The following is a 26,073-nucleotide window of genomic DNA, read 5'->3' on the forward strand; positions in this document are numbered from 1 at the left end:
CTCAGGCGGTGACGTAAGGCGGCTTGTGATAGCCCTTGGGGCTCAGGGTGAAGATCTCGACGCCCGTCTCCGTCACGCCCACCGCGTGCTCGAACTGGGCCGAGAGGGAACGGTCCCGCGTCACCGCGGTCCAGCCGTCGGAGAGCACCTTCACATGCGGGCGGCCGAGGTTGATCATCGGCTCCACGGTGAAGATCATGCCCGGCACCAGCTTCGGCCCCTCGCCGCGCCGGCCCACGTGCACGATGTTGGGCTCGTCGTGGAACACCTGGCCCACGCCGTGGCCGCAGAAGTCGCGCACCACGCTCATGTGCTGCGGCTCCACGAATTCCTGGATGGCGGCGCCGATGTCGCCCACGTGCGCGCCGGGACGGATGGCGCGGATGCCGCGCATCATCGACTCATAGGTCACGTCCAGCAGCCGTTCCGCCCGGCGCGGGATGGCACCCACGGGGAACATGCGGCTCGAATCGCCGTACCAGCCATCCAGCACCAGCGTCACGTCCACGTTCACGATGTCGCCGTCGCGCAGCGGCCGGGCGTTGGGCATGCCGTGGCACACCACGTGGTTCACCGAGGTGCAGACCGAATAGCGGTAGCCGCGGTACATGAGGGTGGCGGGATAGGCGCCATGGTCCATGGCGAAGTCGAAGATGAGCTGGTCGATGGCGGTGGTCGTCACCCCCGGCCCGATCATTTCCGCTACGGCATCGAGCGCCTGGGCGGTCAGCGCGCCGGCCCGCCGCATGCCCTCGAAGCCTGCCGGCCCATAGAGCTTGATATGGCCGGTCTTGCGCAGCGGCGCATTGGCCGCCTCAACATAGTTCATGACACTGCCTTCGCGGACGGCGCGCGGAGCCGTCCCAATCTCGGAATTCAGACTACACAATTAGTCCTTGCCGGCGTCAAAGCAAGCTCGACCGTGGGGCGCGCCCGTCGGAAGCGTGCCCTTGGGCCGGTTTGCGGGCATTTCGCGCGGCTGGCGCCAGCCGGTAAGATCGGCCGATCCGAATCGTGATGAGTGCTATGTCCATCCGCCGTCTTCCCCCCGTTCTCATCGACCGCATCGCCGCCGGCGAGGTGGTGGAGCGGCCGGCTGCCGTGGTGAAGGAGCTGGTGGAGAACGCGCTCGACGCCGGGGCGCGCAGCATCGAGGTGGTGATCCAGGGCGGCGGACGGCGGCTCGTGCGCGTCTCGGACGACGGCTCGGGCATGGGGCCGGACGATCTCGCCTTGTGCGTGGAACGCCACGCGACCTCCAAGCTGTCCGGCGAGGACCTTCTGGCCATCGCCACCCTCGGGTTCCGGGGCGAAGCCCTGCCGTCCATCGGCGCCGTGGCCCATCTTTCCATCGCGAGCCGCCCGCCGGGCGCCGCCCATGCCTTCGAGGTGCGGGTGGATGGCGGGGTGGTGACGCCGCCCCGTCCGGCGGCGCTGGGTGGGGGCACGCGGGTGGAGGTGCGCGACCTCTTCTATGCGACGCCCGCCCGTCTCAAGTTCCTGAAATCGGATCGTGCAGAGGGCGCGGCCGCGGCGGACGTGGTGCGGCGCCTGGCGCTCGCCCGGCCGGACGTGGCCTTCACCCTCGCCACCGATGAACGCGCCCCCGTCACGTTCCCCGCCCGTCCAGACGATGAAGCCGGCCGGGCGCAACGGCTCGCGGACGTGCTGGGCGCCGATGCGGGGCGCAATGTCATCGCCGTCACCGGCGTTCGAGAGGGCGTGCGGCTCGATGGCCTCGCCGGCCTGCCGACCTTCTCCAAGGCCAATTCGCTGAGCCAGTATCTGTTCGTCAACGGCCGCCCGGTGCGCGACAAGCTGCTGATGGGCGCGGTACGCGCGGCCTATGCGGACCTGCTGCCGTCCGACCGCTACCCGATGCTGGCGCTGTTCTTCACCCTCGATCCGCGCGACGTGGACGTGAACGTCCATCCCGCCAAGACCGAGGTGCGCTTCCGCGACGGCGGCAACGTGCGGGCGCTCATCGTGCGGACCCTCTCCGATGCGCTGGCCGCCCGCATCCCCTCGACTGCCGCCAGCATGGCGGACCGCCTCGTGGCGTTGGCGCAGACGCCCAGCCTTCCCTCTCGGGCAGCTTCCGGTCTTGCGGAGCCGGAGCGCGGCGGGGCCTTCGCCGGCTTCCGTCCGGCGCCGCGGCTCGATTACGACTGGCGGCAATCGCCGGCCCGCCCCGAGGCCTTCCGATCCGGCGAGGAGCAGGTGCGCCTCGATATCGCCGAGCCGTCGGCCGATACCCGCCCCGATGCTGCGCCCGTCTCGGCGGTCGATCTCGACAGGCCTTTGGGCGCGGCCCGCGCGCAGCTGCACGAGACCTATATCGTCGCCCAGACCCGCGAGGGGCTCGTCCTCATCGACCAGCACGCGGCCCATGAGCGCCTGGTCTACGAGAAGCTCAAGGCGGCCATGGAGCGCGACGGCGTGGCGCGGCAGGGGCTGCTGATTCCGGCGGTGGTGGACCTCGACCCGGCCGACGCCGACCGCCTCACCGAGCGCGCGGCCGACCTCGCCACTCTGGGGCTGGTGCTGGAACCCTTCGGACCCGGCGCGGTGCTGGTGCGCGAGGTGCCGGCCTTGCTGAAGGACGCGGACGTGACCCGCCTCGTCACCGATCTCGCCGAACATGCCGCCGAGTGGGACGATGCGCTGCCGCTGGAACGGCGCCTGCTGCACGTCGCCGCCACCATGGCCTGCCACGGCTCGGTGCGGGCCGGGCGTCGCCTCAGGGTCGAGGAGATGAATGCGCTGCTGCGCGAGATGGAGCAGACGCCCAATGCGGGCGAGTGCAACCACGGCCGGCCGACCTTTGTCACGCTCTCGCTGAAGGACGTTGAGAAGCTGTTCGCGCGGCGGTAGGGCCAGAAGGGAGCGTGCAGGAACCCGCGCGCGCCTCAGGCCTTCTTCAGCAGCTTCTGCAGGTCGCGGCGGATCAGTTCGTTGCCGGCCATGATGTGGCCGTTGTCCAGCATCTTGTCGTTGTCGTCCATGTCCGAGACATAGCCGCCCGCCTCGCGCACCAGGATGATGCCCGCCGCCATGTCCCACGGCGACAGGTTGCGCTCCCAGAAGGCGTCGAAGCGGCCGGCCGCGGTCCAGGCTAGGTCGATGGCGGCGGAGCCGGTGCGGCGGATGCCGGAGACTTGCGGCTGAACGAGTTCAAGCTCACGGTTGAACTGGGCGTGGTCGCCCCGGCCCATGTGGGGCACGCCGCAGCATACCACGCACTCGGCGAGCTTGCGCCGCGCGGCGACGCGGATGCGCCGCTCGTTCAGATAGGCGCCCTGACCGCTCTCGGCCACGTAGAGTTCGTCGCTGACGGGATTGTAAATCACCCCCGCCACCGGCACGCCGTTGCGCACCAGCGCCAGCGAGATGGAGAAGATGGGGATGCCGTGCAGGAAATTGGTGGTGCCGTCGAGGGGGTCCACCACCCAGGTGTTGGCCGGATCCGATCCTTCGACCGCGCCGCGTTCCTCCATCAGGAAGCCGTAGTTCGGCCGGGCGCGCGACAGTTCGGCGAAGAGGGTGTCCTCGGCCTTGCGGTCGGCGGCGGAGACGAAGTCTCCGGGACCCTTCATGGAGACCTGAAGCTGCTCCACCTCGCCGAAATCGCGGGCGAGCGTGCGCCCGGCCTTGCGGACGGCCTGGACCATGACGGTGATGAGGGGCGAGCGGATCATGAAAAACCTGACGTGAGGCCGAAAGCCGGCGCGCCCGGCGCCGGGGCAGCGGGCAGGGAAAGCGATTGAACCTGCGTTTGCCCGCCTTGGCTGCCCCCGTCAAGGCGCGTTCGGCCGCGCCCCGATAGAAGATGGAGGTAGCCAGCTAAGCTCAGGAACGCAGCGGCGACCAGGCCGGGTCCGAGCCGTAGCTCGGGGTGGGCAGGCGCTGCTCGTTGTAGCCGGTCACGTCCACGGTATAGAGCGAGGGGCCGGAGGCGCCGCCCGGATCGCGGAAGAACATGAGCACGCGGCCGTTGGGGCAGAAGGTCGGCCCCTCGTTGTGGTAACCCTCTGTCAGCACACGCTCACCGGAGCCGTCGGTGCGCATGACGCCGATGGCGAAGCGGCCTTCCGCCTGCCGGGTGTAGGCGATCCAGTCGCCCTTCGGAGACCAGACCGGCGTCGAATAGCGGGCGTTTCCGAAAGAGATGCGCTTGGCGCCGGAGCCATCCGCGTTCATCACATAGATCTGGGAGGTACCGCCACGGTCGCTCTCGAAGCAGATCTGCCGCCCGTCTGGCGAATAGCAGGGGGCGGTATCGATGGCCGCCGTGTCGGTAAGGCGGGTGGTGGCGCGCGAGCGCAGGTCCATGACGAAGATGTTCGAGTTGCCGCCCTGCTGGAGGCTCATGATGACCTTCTGGCCATCCGGCGCGAAACGCGGCGCGAAGCTCATGCCGGGGAAATTGCCGACGATTTCCCGCTGGCCGGTCTCGATGTTGAGCAGGAACACCCGGGGATCACCCTGCCCGTAGGACATGTAGGTGATTTCCTGGCTGGTCGGCGAGAAGCGCGGGGTCAGCACCAGGCTGTCGCCGCGCGTGAGGTAGCTCACGTTGGCGCCGTCCTGGTCCATGATGGCGAGGCGCTTGATGCGGCGCTCCTTCGGCCCGCTCTCGTCCACGAAGACGATGCGGGTGTCGAAGTAGCCCTTCTCGCCCGTCATCTTTTCATAGATGGCGTCGGCGACGATGTGGGCGATGCGACGCCAGTTCTCCGGCTGGGCCACGAACTGCTGGGCGGCGAGCTGCTGGCCGGCGAACACATCCCACAGGCGGAACACCACCTGCACCCGTCCGTCCGCTTGCCGCGTGACGCGCCCGGTGAGCAGGGCCTGGGCGTTGATGACACGCCAGTCCTGGAAGCGGGGCGTATCGGGATTGGTGATCTGCTCGACGAACGCCTTCGGATCGATGGGCGCGAACAGGCCGCAGCGGCGCAGGTCCGAGGTGATGACGCCGGAGATGTTGCGCCCCAGCTCCGGCTCGCCGAGCAGGTCGGTGATGGCGATGGGAATAGGCTTGAAGGCGCCGGGGGTGATTTCGATGCGCGCCGCCTGCGCATGGGCCGGGCCGAATCCGGCGTGCAGCATCCCGGCGGCGCCGGCAGCCATGCCCGTCATCAGGAAGGCACGGCGGCCAAAGCCCCCAGCAAGGCCGCGCGCGAGCCCACCGTCGGCCGGGGAGGGGCCGGCGTGAACGTCATCATGTGGGCGCTGGGAGACTTCCGGGCGTCCGGACCGCGTCATTTTATCCTCGTTCTCTTGGGGCCGGGCGGCGCCGCCTGCCGGCGAACCGGGGGCGCCGGCCCTGCTATTGGCTGAACATCTTGTCGCTGAGGGTGATGCCGAGGGTCTTCCACTGGGCATATTTCTCAGGCCGGAACATCTTGTAGGGCTGGCACTGGGTGATGGCGCGCACGCCGATGCTCGCCACGTTCTGGAAGGTGGGGTTCGAGGCGCCGGACTGCCCCGGAATCACCCGCGGAGCCGCCGAAAGCGTGCCGTCCTGGTTGAAATAGATATCCACGTCCACCAGCGTCGGTGCGTTCAGGTTGCCGGGAATCTCGGTCCAGCAATCGCGCAGCCGGCGCTTGAAGGCGTCGATCTCGCTCACGCTCAGCGTCGCGGCCTGCCCGCTCGGCACGCCGATGGAGGAGGTGTTCGATATCTCGCCTGCGCTCGCCACCTGGCGGGTGGGCGTGCGCTTGTCGATGAGCTGCTTGATCTGGTCGGTGTTGAAGTCGCGCGTCGGCGTGTTGGCCTCGATGGGCTTCGGCTGTTCGCGCGGCGGCGCAGGCTTCTTCGGCGGCAGCGGCGGGGCGGCCTCCGCCTTCGCCTGATCCTGCGGCTGCTCCTGCTTCTTCGGCTCGGACTTGAGGGCGACCTCCGCCGTCTCCTTGGGCGGCGGCGCCGGCTCGGCCTTCTGCTGCGTCGGCTGCTCCGCCTTCTGGGGTGGCGGCGGCGGGGGCGGCGGGGGTGGGGTGGTGGCCTCCACCGGCGGCTTCTCGGAGGCCTTGAGCTTGGGGTCTTCCACCGGCGTGGGCGGGGCGACCTTCTCGGCCACCTGCTTGGGCTTTTCTGTCTTCTGCCCGCTGGTGAGGCCGCGCGTGAGCTTGGTGTAGTCGGAGGCCGAGATCACATCCACCGGCACCGTCTCGGTCATCGGGTCAAGCGTCTTCACCCCGGAGAACGACACCAGGGTCAAAGCGAGCACGCCCACATGGAGCGCCGTCGATGCCGCGAGGCTGCTGCGCATGGGATTGATGGTTCAGCCCCCCTGCTCAACTTCGGTGACCAGTGCCACCTTCTTGAAACCCGCCCCTGAAAGGCGGCCCATGACCCGCATGATCTGTCCGTAATTGGCGTTCTTGTCGCCGCGCACGAAGATGCGCTCTTCAAAGCCGCCGCGCGCCTGCGTCACCGCCTGCAACTTCGAGACCAGATCCTCGTACTTGATCTCGCTGTCGCCGAGATAGATCTGGCCGTTGGGCCGAACCGAGAGGGTGATCGGCTCCTTGTTATCCTGGTTCACCGCGCTCGCCTGCGTCTGCGGCAGGTCGATGGGCACGCCCACCGTCAGCAGCGGCGCCGCCACCATGAAGATGATGAGCAGCACCAGCATGACGTCCACCATGGGCGTCACGTTGATTTCGGCCATGACCGGGGCGGCGCGCCGACGCGAGCGCCGGCTCTGCCATCCTGCCGCCCCTCCGCCCGACATGCCCATGGTTCAGCCCCGCTCGTCGATCTGGCGCGAGAGGATGGCGGAGAACTCGTCCGCGAAACCCTCCAGCCGCTGGGCCTGACGCCCGGTCTGGGAAATGAACTTGTTGTAGAAAATCGTCGCGGGGATGGCGGCAATGAGGCCCATCGCGGTCGCGAACAGCGCCTCCGCAATGCCCGGCGCCACCACGGCGAGCGAGGTATTCTTGGACGCGGCGATGGACTGGAACGAGGTCATGATACCCCAGACCGTGCCGAACAGCCCGACGAACGGGCCGGCCGAGCCGACGGTGGCCAGCACCAGCAAACCCGTCTCCAGCCGCTCCACCTCGCGGGCGATGGTGACGTTCATCACCTTGTCGATGCGCTGGTTGAGGCCAGCGAGGGAGCGGGCGCCGCCCTCGTAGGTGCGCTTCCATTCGCGCATGGCGGCGACGAAGATGGCCGCCATGCCGTGGTTGGAGCGCCCGGCCAGGGTCCGGTAGAGGTCTTCGAGGCTCTGGCCCGACCAGAACACCTGCTCGAAGCGGTCCATCTCGCGCTTGTTGCGCGAGAACAGCATCCATTTGTTGATGATGATTGCCCAGACCCAGACCGAGGAGACGATCAGGCCGATCATCACCAGCTTGACCACGATGTGGGCTTGAAGGAACAGGCCGAGGAAGGAGAAGTCGGCGGCCGGCGGGGGCACAGCCGCGCCGATCGGATCCTGGGCGAGCGCGGGCAGGGTACCGAGCAAGAGGAGGCCCGCTGCCGTGGCGATCGCCGGCGTCAGGCGGAAAACGGTGCCGGTGCGGCTCGTCACATCAATCATCCTCGGCTCCGCGGCGCGCTCCCCGGGGAGGCCCGCTTCTGCGCTCGGGAGGGGCGTGCCCGCCCGGAGCATCCGGCTCCCGCTTCGGCTTGAGGCCGCGCGGGTTTCGAGCGCCGGACGTCGCATTCAAAGTTCGCCGGCCCTTTGAACGGGCGAAACTGTCCAAACTTTGACGGGCGTGCCGGTCTGCGCTGCGGTGCGAAAGCGCCGCAGCCGGATGAAGCTGTGCATGAACACGCTTAATGCTGCGTTAGCGCAGGGCCGTGGCAGTAACGAAAGTCGCGACTTCCCAAGCGTCAGCGGCGGATTTCGCCGAGCGCCTCCGCCTCGCGGGCGTCGGCAAGGGTCGCCTGCCGCAGGGAATCAGGGATGCGCTTGGCGCGGCCTTCGGAGACGAAGGCCACCCGCACCGTGGCGGACACCAGCAGCTCGTCGCCGCGTTTCACCTGCTGAAGCAGGGTGATGGAGGCGCCCGCCACATCCTTGGAGAGGGTCACGATCTGGAGCACGTCGTCGATGCGCGCGGGCTTCAGGAAGTCGATCTGCATGGCGCGCACGACGAAGTGGAAGCCGGGGGCTTCCTCCGCTGCCTGGGCGAACAGTTCGCCCTGCACCACGCCCAGGAGCCGCATGTAGTCGGAGCGGCCGCGCTCCATGAAGCGCAGGTAGTTGGCGTGATAGACGATGCCGGAGAAATCCGTGTCCTCGTAATAGACGCGGACGTCCAGCGCATGGCCGCCGGGAATGAGGCGGCCCGCGAGGTGGAGGTTCTTGTCGGACGGGGAGGGGGTCGGACGCTCGATCATGGCGCCCTCCCATAAACGAGACCGCGCCCCTTGTGAACAAAGGGCGCGGTTCGGCCGGCACGGAACCTGGGGGGCGTTGGCAACCGTACCGACAGTCCTGCCGGCATCATCCGCCGGCGTCCGTCAGCGGCGGTCAGCCGTTGTTGGACGTGTCGGGCTGCGGCTCGTCGGCGCGGCGGCGGCGCTCGGCCATGAACTGGTCGAACTCGGCCTTGTCCTTGGCCTGGCGCAGGCGGTCGAGGAAGTCGCGGAACTCGTTCTGCTCCTCCTCAAGGCGGCGCAGCGTGTCCTGGCGATATTCATCGAACGCGCGGTTGCCGCTGGAGGGGGCGGAGCGGGTCCAGCATCCGAAACCCTTCATCTTGTCTCCTCCCTGTTCCTGCCAGCGGGCGAAGCTGCGCTTGCCGCATCCGAACCGTCCGCTGCCGATGGCGAAGGCGAGGATGGCGAGGCCCAACGGCCACCAGGCCATGAAGCCCAGTACCGTGAGCGCGATCCACGCCGGTTTACCGTAGCTGTCGAGCTTGTAAGCGAGCTCCATGGCTGTCGTTCCCGGTTAATGTAAATAACATTCACATAGATAGGGGTGAGCCGGTCTTTTGTCAATGGCACGCCCGCGGCGCCTTACGCGTCGGGCGCGCCGAGGCCCTTCAGATAGACGAGGAATCCGGCCTCAAGGAGGTCGTCCGGGTCCATGGGCAGCTTGCGCCGGCCGCCGTCCGCGCGGCCGAACAGCGAGGCGATGCCGTGGGCGAGGGACCAGGTGTGCAGCGCCACCATCAGCGCCGGCGGGCGGCCGGGTCCGGGAATGTGAGAGACCAGAACTTCGGCGGCCTCGCGCAGCGCCCCGAAGGCCTTGTCGCCGGCCTGCTTCAAACCCTCGTGACGGTCGGGGGAGAGGCCGGATTCAAACATCGCCACATATTCCGCCGGCCGGCTTCGGGCGAAGGCGAGATAGGCGCGGCCGACCCGCTCGAACGCTTCCGAAGCCTTGGGGCGTCCGCCCTGCCACGCCGCCTGCAAAGTCTCGGTCAGCCGCTCGAATCCTGCCGTGGCAACGGCTGCGAGCAATTCGTCCCGGTCGCGGAAATGGCGGTAGGGGGCAGCGGGGCTCACCCCCGCGCGGCGGGCCGCCTCGGCGAAGGTGAAGCCGGCGACGCCCTTCTCGGCCACCAGGTCGAGCGCAGCCTGCATCAGGGCTTCCCGCAGGTTGCCGTGATGGTAGGAGCGCGTTTCGCCGTTCCGGGTCCAGCTCATGTCAATGTGCTTTACATTTCGCGCGGGCTGCCGTCGACTCGTTCGTCAATCGCCCCTCTCAATCGCCTTCGTCAAAGAGCGGCATCTGCTTGACGGAGGGCGGCTCGGCAAGCCCGAGGTGCCGGAAGGCGGCACCGGTCAGCATCCGCCCGCGCGGCGTGCGCTGGATGAAGCCCTGCTGCACGAGGAAGGGCTCGACGATTTCCTCGATGGCGTCGCGCGGCTCGGACAGAGCGGCGGCAAGCGTATCCACACCCACCGGCCCGCCGCCGTAGAACTCGGCGATCACCGTCAGATAGCGCCGGTCCATGGCGTCGAGGCCGGCGGCATCGACTTCCAAAGCGAGCAGGGCGCGGTCGGCGATCTTGCGGTCGATGCGCTCGGCCTCCGCCACCAGCGCGAAATCGCGCACCCGCCGCAACAGCCGGCCGGCGATGCGCGGCGTGCCGCGCGCGCGGCGGGCGATCTCGGTGGCGCCATCAGGGGCGATGGCGATGCCCATCACCCGCGCCCCGCGCACCACGATCTTCTCCAACTCCTCCACCGTGTAGAACTGGAGGCGCACAGGAATGCCGAAGCGGTCGCGCAGCGGCGTGGTGAGAAGGCCCGAACGGGTGGTGGCGCCCACCAGCGTGAATTTCGGCAGCGAGATCTTCACCGAGCGCGCGGCCGGCCCCTCGCCGATGACGAGGTCCAGCTCGTAATCCTCCATGGCCGGATAGAGGATCTCCTCCACGGCGGGGGACAGGCGGTGAATTTCGTCGATGAAGAGCACGTCGCGCTCTTCGAGATTGGTGAGGATGGCGGCAAGGTCGCCCGCCTTGGCGATCACCGGGCCGGAGGTGGAGCGGAAGCCCACGCCCATCTCACGCGACATGATCTGCGCCAGCGTGGTCTTGCCGAGGCCGGGCGGCCCCACGAACAGAACGTGGTCCAGCGCCTCGCCGCGCGCCCGCGCCGCCTTGATGAAGATTTCCAGATTGGCGCGAGCCTGCGCCTGGCCGACGAACTCCGACAGGAGCTGCGGGCGCAGGGTGGAATCGGCGGCATCATCGCCGCGCTTTTCGCCCGAGAGGAGGCGGGTGTTCATGACGAGAGCCTTGCGCGCCTCGGGACCAGCGACTCGCGCGACTGTAGTGCCTGCCGGCCGGGTACGGAAGGGGAACGGACCTCCCGGGCGTGATCTGGATTAATGCGGGCGCGGGTCGCATGTGGAAACCTGCTGCCTCCACCTCAGGAGGTCGCCATGGGTCGTGCCATGAAGGAGCTTCCGCTCGCGGAGGTCTACAAGCTGATCGAGCCGGGGCCGGTGGTCCTGCTCACGACGGCGGGGCGGGGGCGGGCGAACGTGATGGCCATGTCCTGGCACATGATGGTGGAGTTCACCCCGCCGCTCGTCGCCTGCATCGTCTCCTCCGCTGATTTCAGCTTCAGGGCGCTGCGCGCCACGAAGGAATGCGTCATCGCCATTCCCGCCTTAACCCTCGCGGAGAAGGTGGTGGCCGTGGGCAATTGCTCCGGCGAGGAGATGGACAAGTTCGCCGCCGTCGGGCTCACGCCCGTCCCGGCGGCGCTGGTTCAGGCGCCGCTGGTGGCGGAATGCTTCGCCAATCTGGAATGCCGTGTGGTCGATACGCGGCTCGTGAACCGCTTCAATCTCTTCGTCCTGGAAGTGGTGAAGGCGTGGCGCGATCCGGCGCAGAAGGCCCCGCGCACGATCCATCACCGGGGCTACGGCACCTTCACCGTGGATGGCGAAGAACTGAAGATCGCCTCGCGGATGCCGTGAGCCACGTTACTTCGCCAGTTCCTTGAGCCCGAGGCGGATCAGCGTCTCGGTCTTGGCATCCTCTCCGGCCGATCGCAGGGCGGCGGCAATCGCCGTGTTGGCCTGCGGCGCGCCATAGCCGAGATTGACCAGGGCCGACACCGCATCGGCTGCTGCGCCGCCTGCGACTGGGGCCGCCGCCGGGGCGCCGCCGATGTCGGCGAGGGAAACCGAGCCTGCGCCGAAGCCTGGCATCTTGTCCTTCAGTTCGGTCACGATACGGGTGGCCACCCGCGGCCCGACGCCCGGGGCGCGCGCGACGGTCGTCTTGTCGCCCAGCGCGATGGCCTGCGTCAGCTCGGACGCGCTGAGCGTGGAAAGCACTGCCAGCGCGGTCTTGGTGCCGATGCCCTGCACACCCTGCAGCAGGCGGAACCAGTCCCGCTCCGCCGCCGAGGCGAAGCCGAACAGGCGGATCGCGTCCTCCCTCACATGGGTCTCGATGAACAGCGCCGCCGCCTCGCCGGTCCGTGGCAAAGCGGAGAGCGTGCGGCCGGAGCAATGGACGAGGTAGCCCACGCCGTGCACGTCGATGATGGCGTGGTCCTCGCCGAGTTCGTCCACCACACCCTTGAGCTTCCCGATCATGTGCGACCCTTCAGCCCGTGGCTGCGGTGAAAAAGACGAAGGTGGCGAGGGCGCCGAGACCGGTTCGGACCATGTGCAACTGGCCCCAGTTGGCGATGAGCCGGCGTGTGTGCGGCCCGGCCTCTTCTTCCCGCGCGCCCATGAGCGCCCGGTTGGTGGGCATGATGCCGACCAAAGTGAACGGCCAGTTGGCGAGCATCAGCACCGCGCCGCCGAGCCAGCGCCAATCGTTGTCCGTGGCAAATGCGGCGGCTCCCAGAAGGGCGCCGGCCAGGGCCAGCGTTGCCTGCATGGCGAAGCCGCGCCGATAGGCCGGCTTCCATTGGGCGAGCGCCGCACCGTCCGGTAGCATGAGCCGCGCCGGCTGCTCCACCGCATTGATATAGAAGGCGGCGCCGGTGAAGACGGCCGCCGTGACGAGCGCCAGCTGTCCATAGATCATGGCGAACATCCCCCAGGGTCGCCGGGGAGTTTACAGCGCCGCGCGCGCACGCGCAGCCGCGCCACGATGATGCGCATGGGTAATGGCGATGGCGAGGGCGTCGGCGGCATCGTCGGTCTCAGGCGTCGCCTTGGGGAGCAGGATGCCGATCATCATCCGCACCTGCGCCTTTTCCGCCCGGCCGGCGCCCACCACGCTCTTCTTCACCAGCAGCGGCGCGTATTCGGCGACGGGGAGGCCCATCTGAGCCGGGGCGAGCATCACCACGCCGCGCGCCTGGCCGAGCTTCAGGGTCGATGACGGGTTCATGTTCACGAAGGTCTCCTCCACCGCCGCCTCGGCCGGGGCAAAGCGCAGGAGAACGTCCACCAGACCCCGATGCAGAAAGGCCAGCCGCTCGGCCATCTCGCCCGCCTCGGGCGGAAGGATGGTCCCGCAGGCGACGAAGGAGAGCCGCGAGCCGAGGACGTCGATGACGCCCCAGCCAGTGCGGCGCAGGCCAGGGTCGAGGCCGAGGATGCGAATCGCGTTCAGGTCCATGGGGCCAAGGTGCGCCAGCGGGCGGACCGGGGAAAGGGGAGGCCGGAGACCGGCACCCCATCCCTCAACGCGTGGTGCCGGCCGAGCTTGCGACCCGCGTGCCGGCCTTGGCGGCTGCCTCGGACTTGGCCGGGGCGGCGCTTGCCACCACGTCCGGGGCCTGCTCCTGCCATTCCGGCTTGATGGTCACAACGTTGGCGGCGGCAACCGGCGTCGCGGGAACGAAGGCGGCGGAGGCCTGCTGGGCCTTGGCCAGCACGGCGGGATCGGCGTCTCGGCTCAGGATGTCGCGCTTGCGGGCGCTGTCCTCGTCGCCCTGGCGAGCGGCGAGATCGAGCCACTTCCAGGCTTCCGTTGCGTCGGCGCTCACGCCGAGGCCGCGGGCATAGATCACACCGAGATTGTACTGGCTGTCGCGATGGCCGAGGTCGGCGGCGGTGCGGAACCACTTGAGCGCGCCGGACCAGTCCGGCTTGCCGTCGAGGCCCGGCAGGGTGCCTTCGGACAGAAGCATGGCGAGCGCGTGCATGGCGCGCACGTTCCCCTGCTCGGCGGCCCAGGTATAGAAGCGACGCGCCTCGCCCATGTCCTTGCCGGCCGACTCATAGAGTGCGCCGAGCCTGAGCGCGGCGGGGGCGGACCCGCGCTGCACCGCATAGCCGAGCCACTTGGTGGCGGCATCGAGATCGACGTCGGTGCCGCGGCCTTCCGCATAGCGGCCGGCCACGAGGAAGGCGGCGGCGGGATCGCCGTCGCGGGCGGCGGTCTGCAAGGCGGACGGGCCAATGGCCGGCGGCAGCTCGGTCGGCGTCACACCGGCAACGGCGGGCGCGGCGAGCCGGCGCAGGGTTTGCGTCAGGCTGGTCAAGAGCTCAGGGCCGTTGCGCACGGCCATGCCGACGCTGAGACCGGTGAAGACGGTGGTCGCCCCGGCAATCAGCGCCACCATGGCAATGTGACGGCGCCGTGCGAACAGACTGGCCAGGAGTCCCGGCGCATGAGGGCGGCGCTCGCGGGCCTTCTCCGGCTTGCGGGCGCGCTTCTCCACGCGCGGGCGCTCCTCGTTGGCGTCGGCTCCCACGGCGGGTGGTGTGCCCCAGTCGACACGGCGGTTGGTGCGTGGCCAGGGAACCTCGCTCGCTGCGGCGCGCAGGGCGCTATCGAGCGGATCGGCATCGGCGACGTCCGCCGGTGCGCGAGGCTGCGGCTGGGGAGCCGCGTGGTGCTCCGGCTCCTGATGGGCGGCGTGCGGGCGGAGAGCTTCCTCATAATGAGGCTCCTCCGGATAGGCGGCCTGCTGGTAGGGGGCTTCCTGGTACGCCTCTTCCTGGTACGCGCCGGCCTGCGCCGGGGCGGTCCGAGGGGCGCGCGGTGCGTAGGTGCCGTCACCGTCCTGTGCAAGGGCCACGGAAATGCTGTCGAGCTGCTGCTCAAGCTCGCTAACGTAAAAGTCGCCGGCGCGACGCTCCATTTCGTCCTGGCGGGCTTCGAGGGCGGCGAGGCCGCGCTTCAGCCCGAGGACGGCGGCGCCATCCGGGTTGTCCGAGACCTTGGCGGCCACCGCCGCGGCGGCCTCGCCGGCGACCGAGCGGGTATCCTCGCGGACGTTGCGGACTTCCTCGCTGAGGCGGCGGAGACCCGTTTCGATGTCGTCGAGCCGATCGAGCCGATCATGGGCCTGGCGCAACTGCTCCGACAGGCCGGACAGGTGACGTTCCATAGCGTCGACGAGAGGGCTCGCCGACCGGCCGCTCTCTTCCGCCGCGGCGAGCCGCGCCGCAAGGGCACCGAGCCGCTGGGAGATTTCGAGGCCGAGGGCGGGCGAAATGCTTGTCGCCTGATCGGCGATCTGCCCCGACATGCGATCGAGGCGGGCATGAACGCCATTGAGAGAATCAAGAAGGGAGGCGCGCAAGTGCTCGGTCGCTTCTGCGTCCCCCGCACGGCCGCGGGCCTGGACCTCCGCGATGCGCCGGAGCAAAGCATCGGCATTGCGCTCGAAATCGCCGGCCGCCTCGGTGAGGCGACGCGCGGCCTGCTCGCCCGCAAGGGCAACATCCCCTGCGCAGGCGCCGAGACGCTGGGCGAGCTGCGCCATGGCATCCTGCCCCGGCCCGCCGTTGACGAGGCGATGCACCAGGTCGCGCATCTCGCCCATCTGGCTCTGCAGGCGGGCGACCTCCACCGGGTCCACGGCCCGGGCGCCCAGAAGGTCGATCTTTCGGCCGAGGGCGTCGATGCCCGATTCGACCACCTTGAACCGCTCGCCGACCCGCTCGTTCCGGCTCACATGGTCGAGGCTGTCGCGGATGGACGCCAGCTCGTCGAGGATGAACTGGTCCGATCCGTCCCGGGTCGCTCCCGCTTCACGCAGGTCGTCGACCCGTCGGGACAGAAGGGTGATGGCGCGGTCCATCTCGGTGACCGCCCGCTTCGGGGCCGCCGTCGCCAGACGCTCGCGCAGAACGCCGATTTCCCCGCGCAGGGCTTCGATCGCCGAAGCGGGAAGATCGAAGACGTCCCAGGCGGGGACGTCCGTCTGATCGGCCTGCGCATAAGTCTCGAAACCACGATGGGCTTCGGAGCCTGTGCGCGTCCGGGCCGTGCGCTCAAAACGCTCCATTCCGGCCTCCCGCGGGGCGAACGGACGACCTTGAGGTGTCAAAGTACCATGCCCCGATTCGGTGATGTCCTCAGCACAGAATTTCGGATCAAGGTAAATCGCCGGTTAATCATCGCCGGTGCGGTGCGGGAGCGCTGAAGTCGAGGGGGCGCCGGGCCCAGGCGATCGCCGATCGGTGCGAATCACGACTGCCCTCTGCCGGGACGGACGCCAGCGGGTCCCCTCCCGGTCACGTAGCCCTCCCTAACGTGCCACGAACATCTGCTTCACCCTCCGCAGCGGCAACCTCGCGAAGCCTGGCCTTGGCCATTATCGAAATCGGGTGCCTGGCATAACTATCTGAATTTATGAGCTTGTAACTGTTACTTTCCCCTACGGTATCCCTCGGAACCTCCCCATGCCGGCAGCACAACGGTAGGCATAGTGGCGCAGCGGCACCTCCGGTCGGGTCTAGTCATATCCGGCCCGCCCGAGACAGCCGGTTCCGCCCTGGGGAAGCGCACTTAGTGCGTTGGGGGGCGCTGCACTCACGACAGGCCGCCACAGGTCATCCGTCCGTGTCATGGACAGGATCGCGATAAGGGGAATAGAGGCATGGACGCCAACACGTTCGAGAAGTCGTTCGACCAGGGGCTGGGCTCCGTCATCCCGCCGCAGGCTCCTGTGGCTGGCGAGGGCTATCGTGAGGGCGTGGTCTTCACCATCGGCGACCTTTCCCGCGAATTCGGGATCACCCTGCGCGCGTTGCGCTTCTATGAGGACAAGGGCCTCATCTCGCCCCGTCGCGACGGCATGACCCGGCTTTATTCCGAGGCCGACCGCAAGCGGCTGGCGGTGATCCTGAAGGGCAAGCACCTCGGCTTCACCCTGGCGGAGATCCGGGCGCTGGTCGCGGCTCACGAGGGCGGCGAGAGCGAACTTTCCTTGTCGCGCGATCGCTGCCTGTCGCAGATCGCCCAGCTTGAGCGTCAGCGCGGCGAGATCGACACCGCCATCGCCGAGCTGAAGTCCATGGCCACGGCGTTCGCCGCCTGAGGCCGAAAGAGAGGCGGTGATGCCGCCTCTCGCGAAACTTGAATGCGAGCCGCCCGGCAGTGCCGGGCGCTCACTTCCGATTTAGGTTCCGAATCAGGCGCTCAGCTTCGCCAGCAAGGCGTCGGACAGCTCGAAATTGGCGGTGACGGTCTGGACGTCATCATTGTCCTCGAGGGTCTCGACGAGGCGCATCAGCTTCTCGCCGGTCTCGTCATCCACCGCGACGGTGTTCTGCGGCCGCCAGATCAGCGCGGCCTTGTTCGGCTCGCCGAACTTCTGCTCCAGCGCCCGCTGCACCTCGGCCAGGTTGTCTGCGGCGCAGATCACCTCGTGACCCTCCTCGCTGGAGGTCACGTCGTCAGCGCCGGCCTCGATGGCTGCTTCCATCATGGTATCGGCGTCCGCCTTGCTGGCGGCGTACTCGATCCGCCCCACCCGGTCGAACATGAAGGACACCGCGCCGGTTTCCGCGAGGTTTCCGCCCGACTTGGTGAAGTAGGACCGCACTTCCGAGGCCGTGCGGTTGCGGTTGTCGGTGAGCGCCTCGACGATCACCGCGACGCCGCCCGGGCCGTAGCCCTCGTAGCGAATCTCGTCGTAATTCTCGGTGTCCGCCCCGGCCGCCTTCTTGATGGCCCGGTCGATATTGTCCTTGGGCATGTTTTCCGCGCGGGCCGCGAGGATGGCGGCGCGCAGGCGCGCGTTCATGTTGGGATCGGGCAGGCCCATCTTGGCCGAGACCGTGATTTCGCGCGCCAGCTTGGAGAACAGCTTGGAGCGCATCGCGTCCTGCCGCCCCTTGCGGTGCATGATGTTCTTGAATTGTGAATGCCCGGCCATGGCCACCGTCCCGTTGTGCGGACCCGCCCCGCGCGCCGCGCAAGCGGCGCCGCCCGGACCGATCCTGTTGACTGGAGCCGGCCTTATAGGCGGGCCGACGGGAAAAGGGCAAGGAAGCGGGTGCAGCATGGCGCCGCCGCGCTTTTCATGCCGCTAGGGCAGGGGGCGTCAGTCCCAGAAGGTCGGACGGGACGGCTCCAGCCCGGCGCCGAGGCGCACAGCGGCGACCTTCACCGCAAGGCCGGTCCGGTCGTCCGTCTCCACCGCCACGCCGGACAGCGCCGCAGGGCCGGACGCCGGCTCGAACCGGCCGGAGGCGAGCTTGCGGGTGAAGCGGCGCAGCGGCTCCTCCTTGTCCATGCCGATCACGCCGTCATAGGCGCCGCACATGCCGGCGTCCGTCATGTAGGCGGTGCCGCCGGAGAGGATGCGGTAATCGGCCGTGGGGACATGGGTGTGAGTGCCCACAACGAGGGAGGCGCGGCCATCGCAGAAATGGCCGATGGCCTGCTTCTCGCTGGTGGTCTCGGCGTGGACGTCCACCACGATGGCATCCACCATCTCGCCCAGGGTGGCACCGTCCAGCGCCCGGTCGAGGCCGGCGAAGGGGTCGTCCAGCGGGTCCATGAAGATCCGGCCCATAACGTTCACCACCAGCACCCGGGCGCCGTTGCGCGCTTCCACCAGCGCCGCGCCGCGGCCGGGCGTGCCGGGCGGATAGTTCAGCGGCCGCACCAGGGCCGGGGCCCGCTCGATGAACACCAGGGCCTCGCGCTGGTCGAAGGCGTGGTTGCCGAGGGTAATGGCGTCGGCGCCGGCGGCGCGCAGGTCGTCATAGATCGCCTCGGTGATGCCGAAGCCGCCGGCGGCGTTCTCGCCGTTCACCACAACAAGGTCGAGGGACCATTGGGCGACGAGGCCCGGCAGGTGGGACGCGACGCAGTCACGGCCCGAGCGGCCGACCACGTCACCAAGAAACAGGATGCGCATGAACTCTTCCGGCGGGCAGAGACGAGGGGCAGCGGGCAGGCGTCAGGGCCGTGCCATCACGCTGCAAGCTTCCATCTCCGTTATCATCATGTCCACCGGCTCGTCATGGGGCTCGACCGGAACCGCGTCCACCTGTTGGCACGCGAAGGCATATCCCAGCGCCCGCACGGGACGCCGGGCGCGCAGCAGCGCAAGAGTGCGGTCATAGAAGCCGGCACCGTAGCCGATCCGGTAGCCGCGCCGGTCGAAGGCGGCGAGCGGCACCATCAGAACGTCGGGCACCACCTCCTCGGCCTGAGCGGGCGGCTCGGGAATGCGGAAGGCCCCAGCCGGCACCAGTTCATCGCCGGCGCGCCAGTCGCGAAACAGCAGCGGCTGGCCGCGACCGAGAATGACGGGCAGGGCAAGGCGCGCGCCTCGCGCGCGCAGCGCCTCGGCGAGCGGGATGGTGTCGATTTCGTCGCGGAAGGCGCAGAAGAGGGAGACGGTCAGGCCGTCCACGGTGCCGAGCGCGGCAATGGCGTGCTTTGCCGCGCGATCGGAGGCCGCCCTGCGGGCGTCCTCGCCCATGGCCGCGCGCCGTCCGAGGGCCAGGAGGCGCAGGCGCTTCTTTTCGGCGGCAAGACTTTCGCCGGCCGCATCTTCAGAGGCCATGTCGTTTGAAGCGTATCGATGACAGGAAGACGTGCGGAGCCACAAAAGCCGTCGGAGGTCGATCCCGGGAAACCTACAACGTAGGTGGGCGCCATATGTCCAAGCCCGGAGGCGAGGTCAGGGACAGCTCCCTTAAGGATCGATAAGGCCCCGGGGAAATGTCTCCTAACGAGCCCCGCAGCCCCGCAATGCCAATGTAGGGACGAAAGGTGCGGTGCGCCAGCCCCTTCGGCCTGGGGCTTCAGCCCATCCCCACCGTTCCGCGTTCCTTCGGGGCGAGTTCCGCAACGAGGCGCTCGATGCGCTCGGCCACGGCGTCGATGGTGCGGGCCACTTCCTCCTCGCTGGCCTCGATGCGGGCCATGGCGGAGGCGCGAGCGTCGCGCTGGCTTTCGATATCGCTTTCCAGAGCCCGGATGCGGCCGCGTGCCGAGGCCAGCTCGTCCGCGATGGTGATGGCGGCCATGACGACAAGGCGCTGGTCGCCGATCTCGCCGAACGCGCCGCGCAATTGCGTGATGCGGTCATCGATGTCCCGGGCGAGGCGGATGAGGTGCTCCTCCTGCCCCTCGTCACAGGCCATCCTGTATTGCCGGCCCGCGATGGTGACGGAGACGTGCGGCATCGCCTCAGCCGCCGTGGGTCGCGAGCACGTCGCGAATGGTGCTCATGGCCACGTCGAGGCGGCGGATGATCTCGCGCCCCGCCTCTTCCACTTCGCCGGCCTCTGCCTGGGCCACGTCCAGCTCGGCGGCGAGGCGGGCGCGGTCGTTGCCGAGGGCGTGAAGCTGGGCCAGCAGCGCCTCCTGGTGGCGATCGGCATCGCGCCGGCGATCGATGGCGTCGGTGAGCGCATCGAGCGCGGCATGGAGGCGCCGCGTCGCCCCCTCGATGGGGGCGTCCTGCAGCGGCGGGCGTTGCTTCAGCGCGTACATGGGCAGACTTTAGCCGAGTCGGACGGGCGGCGGAACGCCGCTCTTTTCAGTGTGTCAACATGAATGCGGCGCCATGAGGAGGCAACCCGCAACCGAGGCGCGAGCGCGATGTTGCGGTGCACCGTGTTCAAAGCGCGATCTTGCGTCGCCGCGACGATGCAGCGCGGTCGGCGGTGCCATGCCCGCCTTGACGCGGCGGGATGGGGCAGGTTTGACAGCGCGGTGAGCCTTGGTACAAGGCGGCTCAAATGCCGGACGCCGCGTCCGGGCGGGCCGTGCCAGCTTCGCCGACGGACCCAATCGCCGGGTCCGTGAACCCCTGAGTGCCTCTAGCCGGCCGGCTGCCGAGAGCGCCGGCACCGGAGATACGGGAATATGTCCAGCCGCACGAGCGACAGCATCACGAGTCATGACCGCTTGGCCAACGCCATCCGGTTTCTCGCGATCGATGCCGTCGAGGCCGCCAACAGCGGCCATCCGGGCCTGCCCATGGGCGCGGCGGACATCGCCACCGTGCTGTTCACGAAGGTTCTGAAGTACGATCCCTCGCGTCCGTTCTGGCCGGATCGTGACCGCTTCGTGCTGTCCGCCGGCCACGGCTCCATGTTGCTTTACTCGGTGCTGCACCTCGCCGGCTACGAGAAGGTGACCATCGACGAGATCAAGCGCTTCCGGCAGCTCGGCTCGCTGACGCCCGGCCACCCCGAGAATTTCGTCACCGAGGGCATCGAGACCACCACCGGCCCGTTGGGCCAGGGCATCGCCACCGCCGTGGGCATGGCCATGGCCGAGCGCCTGCTCGCCGCCCGCTTCGGTTCGGACGTGGTGGACCACTACACCTACGTCCTCGCCTCCGACGGCGACCTGATGGAGGGCATCAGCCAGGAGGCGGCGGATCTCGCCGGGCACCTGAAGCTGTCCAAGCTCATCGTCATGTGGGACGACAACAAGATTTCCATCGACGGCCCCACCTCCATCTCCGGCTCGACCAACCAGCTCGCGCGCTTCGCGGCGTCCGGCTGGGCCACGGCGGCGGTGGACGGGCATGATCCCGAGGCGATCCTCGCCGCGCTCGAGGCCGCCAAGGCCTCCGACCGGCCGACCCTGATCGCCTGCCGCACCACCATCGGCTTCGGCTCGCCCAAGAAGGCGGGTTCCGAGAAGGTCCACGGCTCGCCGCTCGGCGCCGAAGAGATCGTCGCCACCCGCGCCGCCCTCGGCTGGGAAGCGCCGGCCTTCGTGGTGCCCGAGGATGCGCTCAACGGCTGGCGTGCCGCCGGTGCCGCCGGCCGCGCCGCCCGCGAGGCCTGGGAAGCGCGCTTCGCCGCTCGTCCGGCCGAGGAGCGCACCGAATTCGAGCGCCGTGTCGCCGGCACGCTGCCCGCGGCGCTGGAAGGTGCCATCGTCGCCGTCAAGGAGAAGGCGGTGAAGGACGGCGGCGCGATCGCCACCCGCAAATCGTCCGAACTGGTGCTGGACTTCATCACCCCGGCGGTGCCCGAGATGGTGGGCGGCTCGGCCGACCTTACCGGCTCGAACAACACCAGGGCCAAGGGTGCAAAGTCCGTGTCGCCGGACGACTTCTCCGGCTCCTTCATCCATTACGGCGTGCGCGAGCACGGCATGGCCGCCGCCATGAACGGCATGGCGCTGCACAAGGGGCTCATCCCCTTCTCCGGCGGCTTCATGGTGTTCTCGGACTATTGCCGCCCCGCCATCCGCCTTGCGGCGCTGATGGGGGAGCGGGTGATCCACGTGCTCACCCACGATTCCATCGGCCTCGGCGAGGACGGCCCCACCCATCAGCCGGTGGAACACCTCGCCGCGCTCCGCGCCATTCCCAACCTTCTCGTGATGCGCCCCTGCGACACGGTGGAGACGGCGGAATGCTGGCAGATTGCGCTACAGTCCACCGGCAGGCCCTCGGCGCTCATCCTGTCGCGCCAGAACCTGCCGCTCCTGCGCACCGACGCCACGGCCGAAAACCGGTCGGCGGAAGGCGCCTACGAAATCCTCGCTGCGTCCGGGCCGGCGCAGGCGAGCCTGTTCGCCACCGGCTCGGAAGTGTCCTTGGCGGTTGAAGCCGCCAAGCTGTTGGAGGCGCAGGGTGTACCCACCCGCGTCGTCTCCATACCCTCGTTCGAACTGTTCCTCGAAAGGCCCGCCGCAGAGCGGGCAAAGGTGATCGGGGACGCTCCGGCCAAGGTCGCGGTGGAAGCCGCGATCCGCATGGGGTGGGACGCCATCGTCGGTTCGGACGCCGCCTTCGTGGGAATGACATCGTTCGGCGCGAGCGCGCCCGCAAAGGAGCTTTACGCCCATTTCGGCATTACTGCCCAGCAGGTCGCGGCGCGCGCGCTCGACCAGCTCCGGCAGGCCTGAGGTTCGGCGCACGGCGGGCGCGAGAGGACCGCGCCGCGGGTGAACCGCGAGCGCGCATCGCAATTCAGGGAGGCCGGGCTTCAAGCCGGCTCAGGAGGACCCAACATGAGCGTCAAGGTGGCCATCAACGGTTTCGGTCGCATCGGTCGCAATGTGCTGCGCGCCATCATCGAATCGGGCCGCACCGACATCGAGGTGGTGGCGATCAACGACCTCGGCCCGGTGGAGACGAACGCCCACCTCTTCCGCTTCGACAGCGTGCACGGCCGCTTCCCCGGCGAGGTCAAGGTCGCCGGAGATACCATCGACGTGGGCCGCGGCCCCATCAAGGTCACCGCAGTGCGCAACCCCGCCGAGCTACCCCACAAGGAGCTGGGCGTGGACATCGCGCTGGAATGCACCGGCATCTTCACGGCGCGTGACAAGGCTGCGGCGCATCTCGCCGCCGGCGCCAAGCGCGTGCTGGTCTCCGCCCCGGCCGACGGCGCGGACCTGACCGTGGTCTATGGCGTGAACCACGAGAAGCTCTCGAGCGAGCACCTCGTCGTCTCCAACGCCTCCTGCACCACCAACTGCCTCGCCCCCGTGGCCAAGGTCCTCAACGATGCCGTCGGCATCGAGAAGGGCTTCATGACCACCATTCACTCCTACACCGGCGACCAGCCCACGCTGGACACCATGCACAAGGACCTCTACCGCGCCCGCGCGGCGGCCATGTCCATGATCCCCACCTCCACCGGCGCCGCCAAGGCGGTGGGCCTGGTGCTGCCGGAGCTGAATGGCAAGCTGGACGGCACGTCCATCCGCGTGCCCACGCCCAACGTCTCCGTGATCGACCTGAAGTTCGTCGCCAAGCGCGCGACCACCAAGGAAGAGATCAACGAGGCGATCATCGCCGCGGCGGCGCAGGAGCTGAAGGGCATCCTCGGCTTCACCGACCAGCCCAACGTCTCCATCGACTTCAACCACAATCCCAACTCCTCCACCTTCCACCTCGACCAGACCAAGGTCATGGAAGGCACGCTGGTGCGGGTGCTGTCGTGGTACGACAACGAGTGGGGCTTCTCGAACCGCATGAGCGACACGGCCGTCGCCATGGGCAAGCTGGGCTGACCGGGAAAAGGGGGCGCCATCATGATCGCCTTCCGCACCCTCGATGACGCCGCGGACCTCGCCGACAAGCGGGTCCTCGTCCGTGTCGACCTCAACGTTCCCATGGAGAGCGGGCGCGTCACCGACGCGACCCGTCTCAAGGCCATCCTGCCTACCATTCGGGACATCACCGGCAAGGGCGGCAAGGCCGTCCTGCTGGCGCACTTCGGGCGGCCCAAGGGCCGCGACGAAAGCCAATCCCTCGCCCCGGTCGCCAAGGCCCTCGAGGGTGAACTCGGCCGCAAGGTCGCGTTTGCCTCCGACTGCGTCGGCGACGAGGCGAAGAGCGCAGTCTCCCGCCTCGCTTCCGGCGAGGTGATCGTGCTGGAGAACACCCGCTTCCATGCGGGCGAGGAGAAGAATGCGCCGGACTTCATCGACGCTCTCGCGAGCCTCGGCGACGTCTATGTCAACGACGCCTTCTCCACTGCCCACCGCGCGCACGCCTCCACCGAGGGGCTGGCCCGCAAGCTGCCGGCCTATGCCGGCCGCTCCATGGAGAGCGAGATCGAGGCGCTGACCAAGGCCCTTGAGGCGCCCAAGCGCCCCGTGCTCGCCGTGGTGGGAGGCTCCAAGGTCTCCAGCAAGCTCGAACTGCTCGGCAACCTCGTGAAGAAGGTGGACATCCTCGTCATCGGCGGCGGCATGGCCAACACCTTCCTCGCCGCTCTCGGCAAGAAGGTCGGCAAGTCGCTGTGCGAGCACGATCTCGCCGATACCGCCCGGGACATCCTGAAGAAGGCCGAGGCGGCCGGATGCGAGATCGTCCTGCCGGTGGACGCGGTGGTCGCCACCGAGTTCAAGGCCAATGCCGCGCACCGCGTCGCCAGCGTCGATGACGTGAAGGACGACGAGATGATGCTGGATGCCGGGCCGGAGACGGTCGGCATCGTCAAGCAGAAGCTCGACGGGGCGAAGACGGTGGTCTGGAACGGGCCGTTCGGTGCGTTCGAGCTGACCCCGTTCGATGCGGCGACGGTGGCCGTGGCCCGCTATGTCGGCGACCTCACCCACAAGGGGCGGTTGCTCTCGGTCGCGGGCGGCGGTGACACGGTGGCCGCGCTCAACCACGCGGGGACGGCGGAGCGCTTCTCCTACGTCTCGACCGCCGGTGGCGCCTTCCTCGAGTGGCTCGAGGGCAAGGCGCTTCCGGGCGTGGAGGCCCTGCGGCGCTGATGTTGCGCTGCGGGATAAAATGACGAGAATTGCGCCCGCCCGGCCCTCCGCGGCGGGCGCTTTTCGGGTAGGGCATCGGTCGGGAACCCGGTGCCGTCTCCAGGACTTGCAGGCGCGCAGAGAAGCGCCACGGTTCGGGGCGTTCCAAACGATCAATCTGCCGGAGTGCCACGCTCCGGCGTCCATGCCCGCCGAGGGGCGGCAACAAGGCAGGTGAAGAACATGACGGCGGAGCTCGACGCGATCGCGCAGAAAATGGTGGCCGACGGCAAGGGCATTCTCGCGGCAGACGAGAGCGGCGGTACCATCAAGAAGCGGTTCGATGCCATCGGGGTGGAATCCACCGAGGAGAACCGTCGCGACTACCGCGAGCTGATGTTCCGCTCGCAGGGCATGGACTACATCTCCGGCGTGATCCTCTACGACGAGACCATCCGCCAGAAGGCGAAGGACGGCACGCCGCTCGTCTCCGTCATCGAGAAGGCCGGCGCCATTCCCGGCATCAAGGTCGATGCCGGCGCCAAGCCGCAGCCCTTCTGCCCGGGCGAGACCATCACCGAGGGCCTCGACGGCCTCGCCGGCCGTCTCAAGGAATATTACGACCTCGGCGCCCGGTTCGCGAAGTGGCGCGCGGTCATCGACATCGACACCACCAAGCACATTCCGTCCTACACCTCGCTCCGCGCCAATGCGCACGCGCTCGCCCGCTATGCGGCGCTGTGCCAGGAAGCGAAGATCGTCCCGATCGTCGAGCCGGAAGTGCTCATGGATGGTGCGCACGACATCGACACCTGCTACCGCGTCACCGAATGGGCGCTGAAGACGGTGTTCGAGGAGCTGTACTACCAGCGCGTCCGCCTGGAAGGCATGGTGCTCAAGCCCAACATGATCGTGCCCGGCAAGAAGAGCCCGGTGCAGGCCTCGGTCGCCGAGGTCGCGGAGAAGACCGTGCGCGTGCTGAAGGCCTGCGTGCCCACCGCCGTGCCCGGCATCGCCTTCCTCTCCGGCGGCCAGTCCGACGAGGATGCCACCGCCCATCTCGATGCCATGGTGAAGCTCGGCGGCCTGCCGTGGAAGCTCACCTATTCCTACGGCCGCGCCCTTCAGGCCGCGCCGCAGAAGGCATGGGCCGGCAAGCCGGAGAACGTCGCCAAGGCGCAGGCCGCCTTCGCCCACCGCGCGCAGATGAACTCTCTCGCCGCCCTTGGAAAGTGGTCGGCCGAGGAAGAGCGCAAGGCCGCCTGAGCATCGGGCACACCACGTCGAG

General features: G+C 68.6%; 26 protein-coding genes and 1 other RNA gene. 7 read left to right on the forward strand and 20 right to left on the reverse strand.

The window, feature by feature from the left end; genetic code table 11:
• Position 1: 1 nt before the first annotated feature.
• The gene (map, locus tag ACT535_RS20365) at positions 2-829 is read right to left on the reverse strand and encodes a type I methionyl aminopeptidase (protein WP_168456357.1); all 828 of its coding nucleotides are present in this window, start codon (positions 827-829) and stop codon (positions 2-4) included.
• Between the two features lie 197 nt (positions 830-1,026).
• On the opposite strand from map, the gene mutL reads away from it, so the two are divergent.
• Positions 1,027-2,874, forward strand: coding sequence for a DNA mismatch repair endonuclease MutL (mutL, locus tag ACT535_RS20370; protein ID WP_476365962.1), 1,848 nt, complete (start codon positions 1,027-1,029; stop codon positions 2,872-2,874).
• A gap of 35 nt (positions 2,875-2,909) precedes the next feature.
• On the opposite strand, the gene ACT535_RS20375 is transcribed toward mutL, so the two are convergent.
• The 9 genes from ACT535_RS20375 to ruvB all read right to left on the reverse strand — a co-directional run bounded on the left by ACT535_RS20375 (position 2,910) and on the right by ruvB (position 10,711).
• Complete coding sequence (locus tag ACT535_RS20375) at positions 2,910-3,698, reverse strand: inositol monophosphatase family protein (RefSeq protein WP_476365811.1); 789 nt, start codon at positions 3,696-3,698, stop codon at positions 2,910-2,912.
• A gap of 151 nt (positions 3,699-3,849) precedes the next feature.
• Positions 3,850-5,142 carry a Tol-Pal system beta propeller repeat protein TolB gene (tolB, locus tag ACT535_RS20380; RefSeq protein ID WP_168457007.1) on the reverse strand — a complete coding sequence of 431 codons (1,293 nt, stop codon included), beginning with the start codon at positions 5,140-5,142 and terminating at the stop codon, positions 3,850-3,852.
• Positions 5,143-5,332: 190 nt separating this feature from the next.
• Entirely contained in the window at positions 5,333-6,277 is a 945-nt protein-coding gene (locus ACT535_RS20385; protein ID WP_476365812.1) for a hypothetical protein, read from the reverse strand.
• Between the two features lie 12 nt (positions 6,278-6,289).
• Positions 6,290-6,748 carry a protein TolR gene (gene tolR / locus ACT535_RS20390; RefSeq protein ID WP_029557868.1) on the reverse strand — a complete coding sequence of 153 codons (459 nt, stop codon included), beginning with the start codon at positions 6,746-6,748 and terminating at the stop codon, positions 6,290-6,292.
• A 3-nt stretch (positions 6,749-6,751) separates the two neighbouring features.
• Positions 6,752-7,363: a protein TolQ gene (gene tolQ, locus ACT535_RS20395; RefSeq protein ID WP_476365963.1), complete on the reverse strand. Its 612-nt coding sequence runs from the start codon at positions 7,361-7,363 to the stop codon at positions 6,752-6,754.
• 491 nt (positions 7,364-7,854) lie between these two features.
• The gene (ybgC, locus tag ACT535_RS20400; RefSeq protein ID WP_029557870.1) at positions 7,855-8,364 is read right to left on the reverse strand and encodes a tol-pal system-associated acyl-CoA thioesterase; all 510 of its coding nucleotides are present in this window, start codon (positions 8,362-8,364) and stop codon (positions 7,855-7,857) included.
• Between the two features lie 133 nt (positions 8,365-8,497).
• Positions 8,498-8,905 (reverse strand): DUF2852 domain-containing protein, encoded by a 408-nt coding sequence (locus ACT535_RS20405; RefSeq protein ID WP_168456361.1) that lies wholly within the window; start codon positions 8,903-8,905, stop codon positions 8,498-8,500.
• Positions 8,906-8,988: 83 nt separating this feature from the next.
• On the reverse strand, positions 8,989-9,621 hold the full coding sequence (locus ACT535_RS20410) for a TetR/AcrR family transcriptional regulator (RefSeq protein WP_168456362.1): 633 nt from the start codon (positions 9,619-9,621) through the stop codon (positions 8,989-8,991).
• Between the two features lie 58 nt (positions 9,622-9,679).
• Positions 9,680-10,711, reverse strand: coding sequence for a Holliday junction branch migration DNA helicase RuvB (ruvB, locus tag ACT535_RS20415; RefSeq protein WP_029557872.1), 1,032 nt, complete (start codon positions 10,709-10,711; stop codon positions 9,680-9,682).
• A gap of 168 nt (positions 10,712-10,879) precedes the next feature.
• Between ruvB and ACT535_RS20420 the strand changes: the two genes are divergently transcribed.
• The gene (locus tag ACT535_RS20420) at positions 10,880-11,410 is read left to right on the forward strand and encodes a flavin reductase family protein (RefSeq protein ID WP_476365964.1); all 531 of its coding nucleotides are present in this window, start codon (positions 10,880-10,882) and stop codon (positions 11,408-11,410) included.
• 6 nt (positions 11,411-11,416) lie between these two features.
• On the opposite strand, the gene ruvA is transcribed toward ACT535_RS20420, so the two are convergent.
• The 4 genes from ruvA to ACT535_RS20440 form a co-directional block, all read right to left on the reverse strand.
• Complete coding sequence (gene ruvA / locus ACT535_RS20425; protein WP_476327556.1) at positions 11,417-12,037, reverse strand: Holliday junction branch migration protein RuvA; 621 nt, start codon at positions 12,035-12,037, stop codon at positions 11,417-11,419.
• Between the two features lie 10 nt (positions 12,038-12,047).
• Positions 12,048-12,479 carry an anthrone oxygenase family protein gene (locus tag ACT535_RS20430; RefSeq protein ID WP_374250242.1) on the reverse strand — a complete coding sequence of 144 codons (432 nt, stop codon included), beginning with the start codon at positions 12,477-12,479 and terminating at the stop codon, positions 12,048-12,050.
• Between the two features lie 30 nt (positions 12,480-12,509).
• Positions 12,510-13,019, reverse strand: a complete 510-nt coding sequence (gene ruvC / locus ACT535_RS20435) for a crossover junction endodeoxyribonuclease RuvC (protein ID WP_476365813.1) — start codon at positions 13,017-13,019, stop codon at positions 12,510-12,512.
• Between the two features lie 64 nt (positions 13,020-13,083).
• Positions 13,084-15,642: a tetratricopeptide repeat protein gene (locus tag ACT535_RS20440; protein ID WP_476365814.1), complete on the reverse strand. Its 2,559-nt coding sequence runs from the start codon at positions 15,640-15,642 to the stop codon at positions 13,084-13,086.
• Between the two features lie 594 nt (positions 15,643-16,236).
• On the opposite strand from ACT535_RS20440, the gene ACT535_RS20445 reads away from it, so the two are divergent.
• Positions 16,237-16,677: a MerR family transcriptional regulator gene (locus tag ACT535_RS20445; protein WP_168456366.1), complete on the forward strand. Its 441-nt coding sequence runs from the start codon at positions 16,237-16,239 to the stop codon at positions 16,675-16,677.
• 93 nt (positions 16,678-16,770) lie between these two features.
• Here ACT535_RS20445 and ACT535_RS20450 read toward each other — a convergent pair whose 3' ends face one another.
• The 6 genes from ACT535_RS20450 to ACT535_RS20475 form a co-directional block, all read right to left on the reverse strand.
• Positions 16,771-17,517, reverse strand: a complete 747-nt coding sequence (locus tag ACT535_RS20450; RefSeq protein WP_168457010.1) for a YebC/PmpR family DNA-binding transcriptional regulator — start codon at positions 17,515-17,517, stop codon at positions 16,771-16,773.
• Between the two features lie 168 nt (positions 17,518-17,685).
• Positions 17,686-18,507: a TIGR00282 family metallophosphoesterase gene (locus tag ACT535_RS20455; RefSeq protein ID WP_168456367.1), complete on the reverse strand. Its 822-nt coding sequence runs from the start codon at positions 18,505-18,507 to the stop codon at positions 17,686-17,688.
• Positions 18,508-18,549: 42 nt separating this feature from the next.
• A complete protein-coding gene (locus ACT535_RS20460; protein WP_476365815.1) occupies positions 18,550-19,161 on the reverse strand; it encodes a 5-formyltetrahydrofolate cyclo-ligase in 612 nt (203 codons plus the stop codon).
• A 32-nt stretch (positions 19,162-19,193) separates the two neighbouring features.
• Positions 19,194-19,348, reverse strand: a non-coding RNA gene (gene ssrS, locus ACT535_RS20465) — 6S RNA.
• A 54-nt stretch (positions 19,349-19,402) separates the two neighbouring features.
• The gene (locus ACT535_RS20470; RefSeq protein ID WP_024279734.1) at positions 19,403-19,786 is read right to left on the reverse strand and encodes a cell division protein ZapA; all 384 of its coding nucleotides are present in this window, start codon (positions 19,784-19,786) and stop codon (positions 19,403-19,405) included.
• Between the two features lie 4 nt (positions 19,787-19,790).
• Positions 19,791-20,096, reverse strand: coding sequence for a DUF4164 domain-containing protein (locus ACT535_RS20475; protein ID WP_168456369.1), 306 nt, complete (start codon positions 20,094-20,096; stop codon positions 19,791-19,793).
• A 375-nt stretch (positions 20,097-20,471) separates the two neighbouring features.
• Here ACT535_RS20475 and tkt point away from each other — a divergent pair, with 375 nt between their 5' ends.
• The 4 genes from tkt (at position 20,472) to ACT535_RS20495 (ending at position 26,051) form a co-directional block, all read left to right on the forward strand.
• Entirely contained in the window at positions 20,472-22,478 is a 2,007-nt protein-coding gene (tkt, locus tag ACT535_RS20480; protein WP_476365816.1) for a transketolase, read from the forward strand.
• A 105-nt stretch (positions 22,479-22,583) separates the two neighbouring features.
• A complete protein-coding gene (gene gap, locus ACT535_RS20485) occupies positions 22,584-23,591 on the forward strand; it encodes a type I glyceraldehyde-3-phosphate dehydrogenase (RefSeq protein WP_476327540.1) in 1,008 nt (335 codons plus the stop codon).
• 21 nt (positions 23,592-23,612) lie between these two features.
• A complete protein-coding gene (locus ACT535_RS20490) occupies positions 23,613-24,806 on the forward strand; it encodes a phosphoglycerate kinase (RefSeq protein WP_476365817.1) in 1,194 nt (397 codons plus the stop codon).
• Positions 24,807-25,028: 222 nt separating this feature from the next.
• Positions 25,029-26,051 (forward strand): class I fructose-bisphosphate aldolase, encoded by a 1,023-nt coding sequence (locus ACT535_RS20495; protein WP_476365818.1) that lies wholly within the window; start codon positions 25,029-25,031, stop codon positions 26,049-26,051.
• The last annotated feature ends 22 nt before the right edge of the window (positions 26,052-26,073 follow it).

Source organism: Xanthobacter sp. DMC12 (genome assembly GCF_056314105.1).

Bases quoted from the DNA above. Each gene is read 5' to 3' on its own strand.
- gap (WP_476327540.1), top strand. From the start codon at position 22,584: ATGAGCGTCAAGGTGGCCATCAACGGTTTCGGTCGCATCGGTCGCAAT.
- ACT535_RS20445 (WP_168456366.1), top strand. From the start codon at position 16,237: ATGGACGCCAACACGTTCGAGAAGTCGTTCGACCAGGGGCTGGGCTCC.
- ACT535_RS20385 (WP_476365812.1), bottom strand. From the start codon at position 6,277: ATGCGCAGCAGCCTCGCGGCATCGACGGCGCTCCATGTGGGCGTGCTC.
- ACT535_RS20440 (WP_476365814.1), bottom strand. From the start codon at position 15,642: ATGGAGCGTTTTGAGCGCACGGCCCGGACGCGCACAGGCTCCGAAGCC.
- map (WP_168456357.1), bottom strand. From the start codon at position 829: ATGAACTATGTTGAGGCGGCCAATGCGCCGCTGCGCAAGACCGGCCAT.
- tkt (WP_476365816.1), top strand. From the start codon at position 20,472: ATGTCCAGCCGCACGAGCGACAGCATCACGAGTCATGACCGCTTGGCC.
- ACT535_RS20450 (WP_168457010.1), bottom strand. From the start codon at position 17,517: ATGGCCGGGCATTCACAATTCAAGAACATCATGCACCGCAAGGGGCGG.
- tolB (WP_168457007.1), bottom strand. From the start codon at position 5,142: ATGACGGGCATGGCTGCCGGCGCCGCCGGGATGCTGCACGCCGGATTC.
- mutL (WP_476365962.1), top strand. From the start codon at position 1,027: ATGTCCATCCGCCGTCTTCCCCCCGTTCTCATCGACCGCATCGCCGCC.
- ACT535_RS20420 (WP_476365964.1), top strand. From the start codon at position 10,880: ATGAAGGAGCTTCCGCTCGCGGAGGTCTACAAGCTGATCGAGCCGGGG.
- tolQ (WP_476365963.1), bottom strand. From the start codon at position 7,363: ATGATCGGCCTGATCGTCTCCTCGGTCTGGGTCTGGGCAATCATCATC.
- ACT535_RS20495 (WP_476365818.1), top strand. From the start codon at position 25,029: ATGACGGCGGAGCTCGACGCGATCGCGCAGAAAATGGTGGCCGACGGC.
- ruvC (WP_476365813.1), bottom strand. From the start codon at position 13,019: ATGGACCTGAACGCGATTCGCATCCTCGGCCTCGACCCTGGCCTGCGC.
- ruvB (WP_029557872.1), bottom strand. From the start codon at position 10,711: ATGAACACCCGCCTCCTCTCGGGCGAAAAGCGCGGCGATGATGCCGCC.
- ACT535_RS20455 (WP_168456367.1), bottom strand. From the start codon at position 18,507: ATGCGCATCCTGTTTCTTGGTGACGTGGTCGGCCGCTCGGGCCGTGAC.
- ACT535_RS20460 (WP_476365815.1), bottom strand. From the start codon at position 19,161: ATGGCCTCTGAAGATGCGGCCGGCGAAAGTCTTGCCGCCGAAAAGAAG.
- tolR (WP_029557868.1), bottom strand. From the start codon at position 6,748: ATGGGCATGTCGGGCGGAGGGGCGGCAGGATGGCAGAGCCGGCGCTCG.
- ACT535_RS20470 (WP_024279734.1), bottom strand. From the start codon at position 19,786: ATGCCGCACGTCTCCGTCACCATCGCGGGCCGGCAATACAGGATGGCC.
- ACT535_RS20375 (WP_476365811.1), bottom strand. From the start codon at position 3,698: ATGATCCGCTCGCCCCTCATCACCGTCATGGTCCAGGCCGTCCGCAAG.
- ACT535_RS20490 (WP_476365817.1), top strand. From the start codon at position 23,613: ATGATCGCCTTCCGCACCCTCGATGACGCCGCGGACCTCGCCGACAAG.
- ruvA (WP_476327556.1), bottom strand. From the start codon at position 12,037: ATGATCGGGAAGCTCAAGGGTGTGGTGGACGAACTCGGCGAGGACCAC.
- ACT535_RS20430 (WP_374250242.1), bottom strand. From the start codon at position 12,479: ATGATCTATGGACAGCTGGCGCTCGTCACGGCGGCCGTCTTCACCGGC.
- ACT535_RS20410 (WP_168456362.1), bottom strand. From the start codon at position 9,621: ATGAGCTGGACCCGGAACGGCGAAACGCGCTCCTACCATCACGGCAAC.
- ybgC (WP_029557870.1), bottom strand. From the start codon at position 8,364: ATGATCGAGCGTCCGACCCCCTCCCCGTCCGACAAGAACCTCCACCTC.
- ACT535_RS20405 (WP_168456361.1), bottom strand. From the start codon at position 8,905: ATGGAGCTCGCTTACAAGCTCGACAGCTACGGTAAACCGGCGTGGATC.
- ACT535_RS20475 (WP_168456369.1), bottom strand. From the start codon at position 20,096: ATGTACGCGCTGAAGCAACGCCCGCCGCTGCAGGACGCCCCCATCGAG.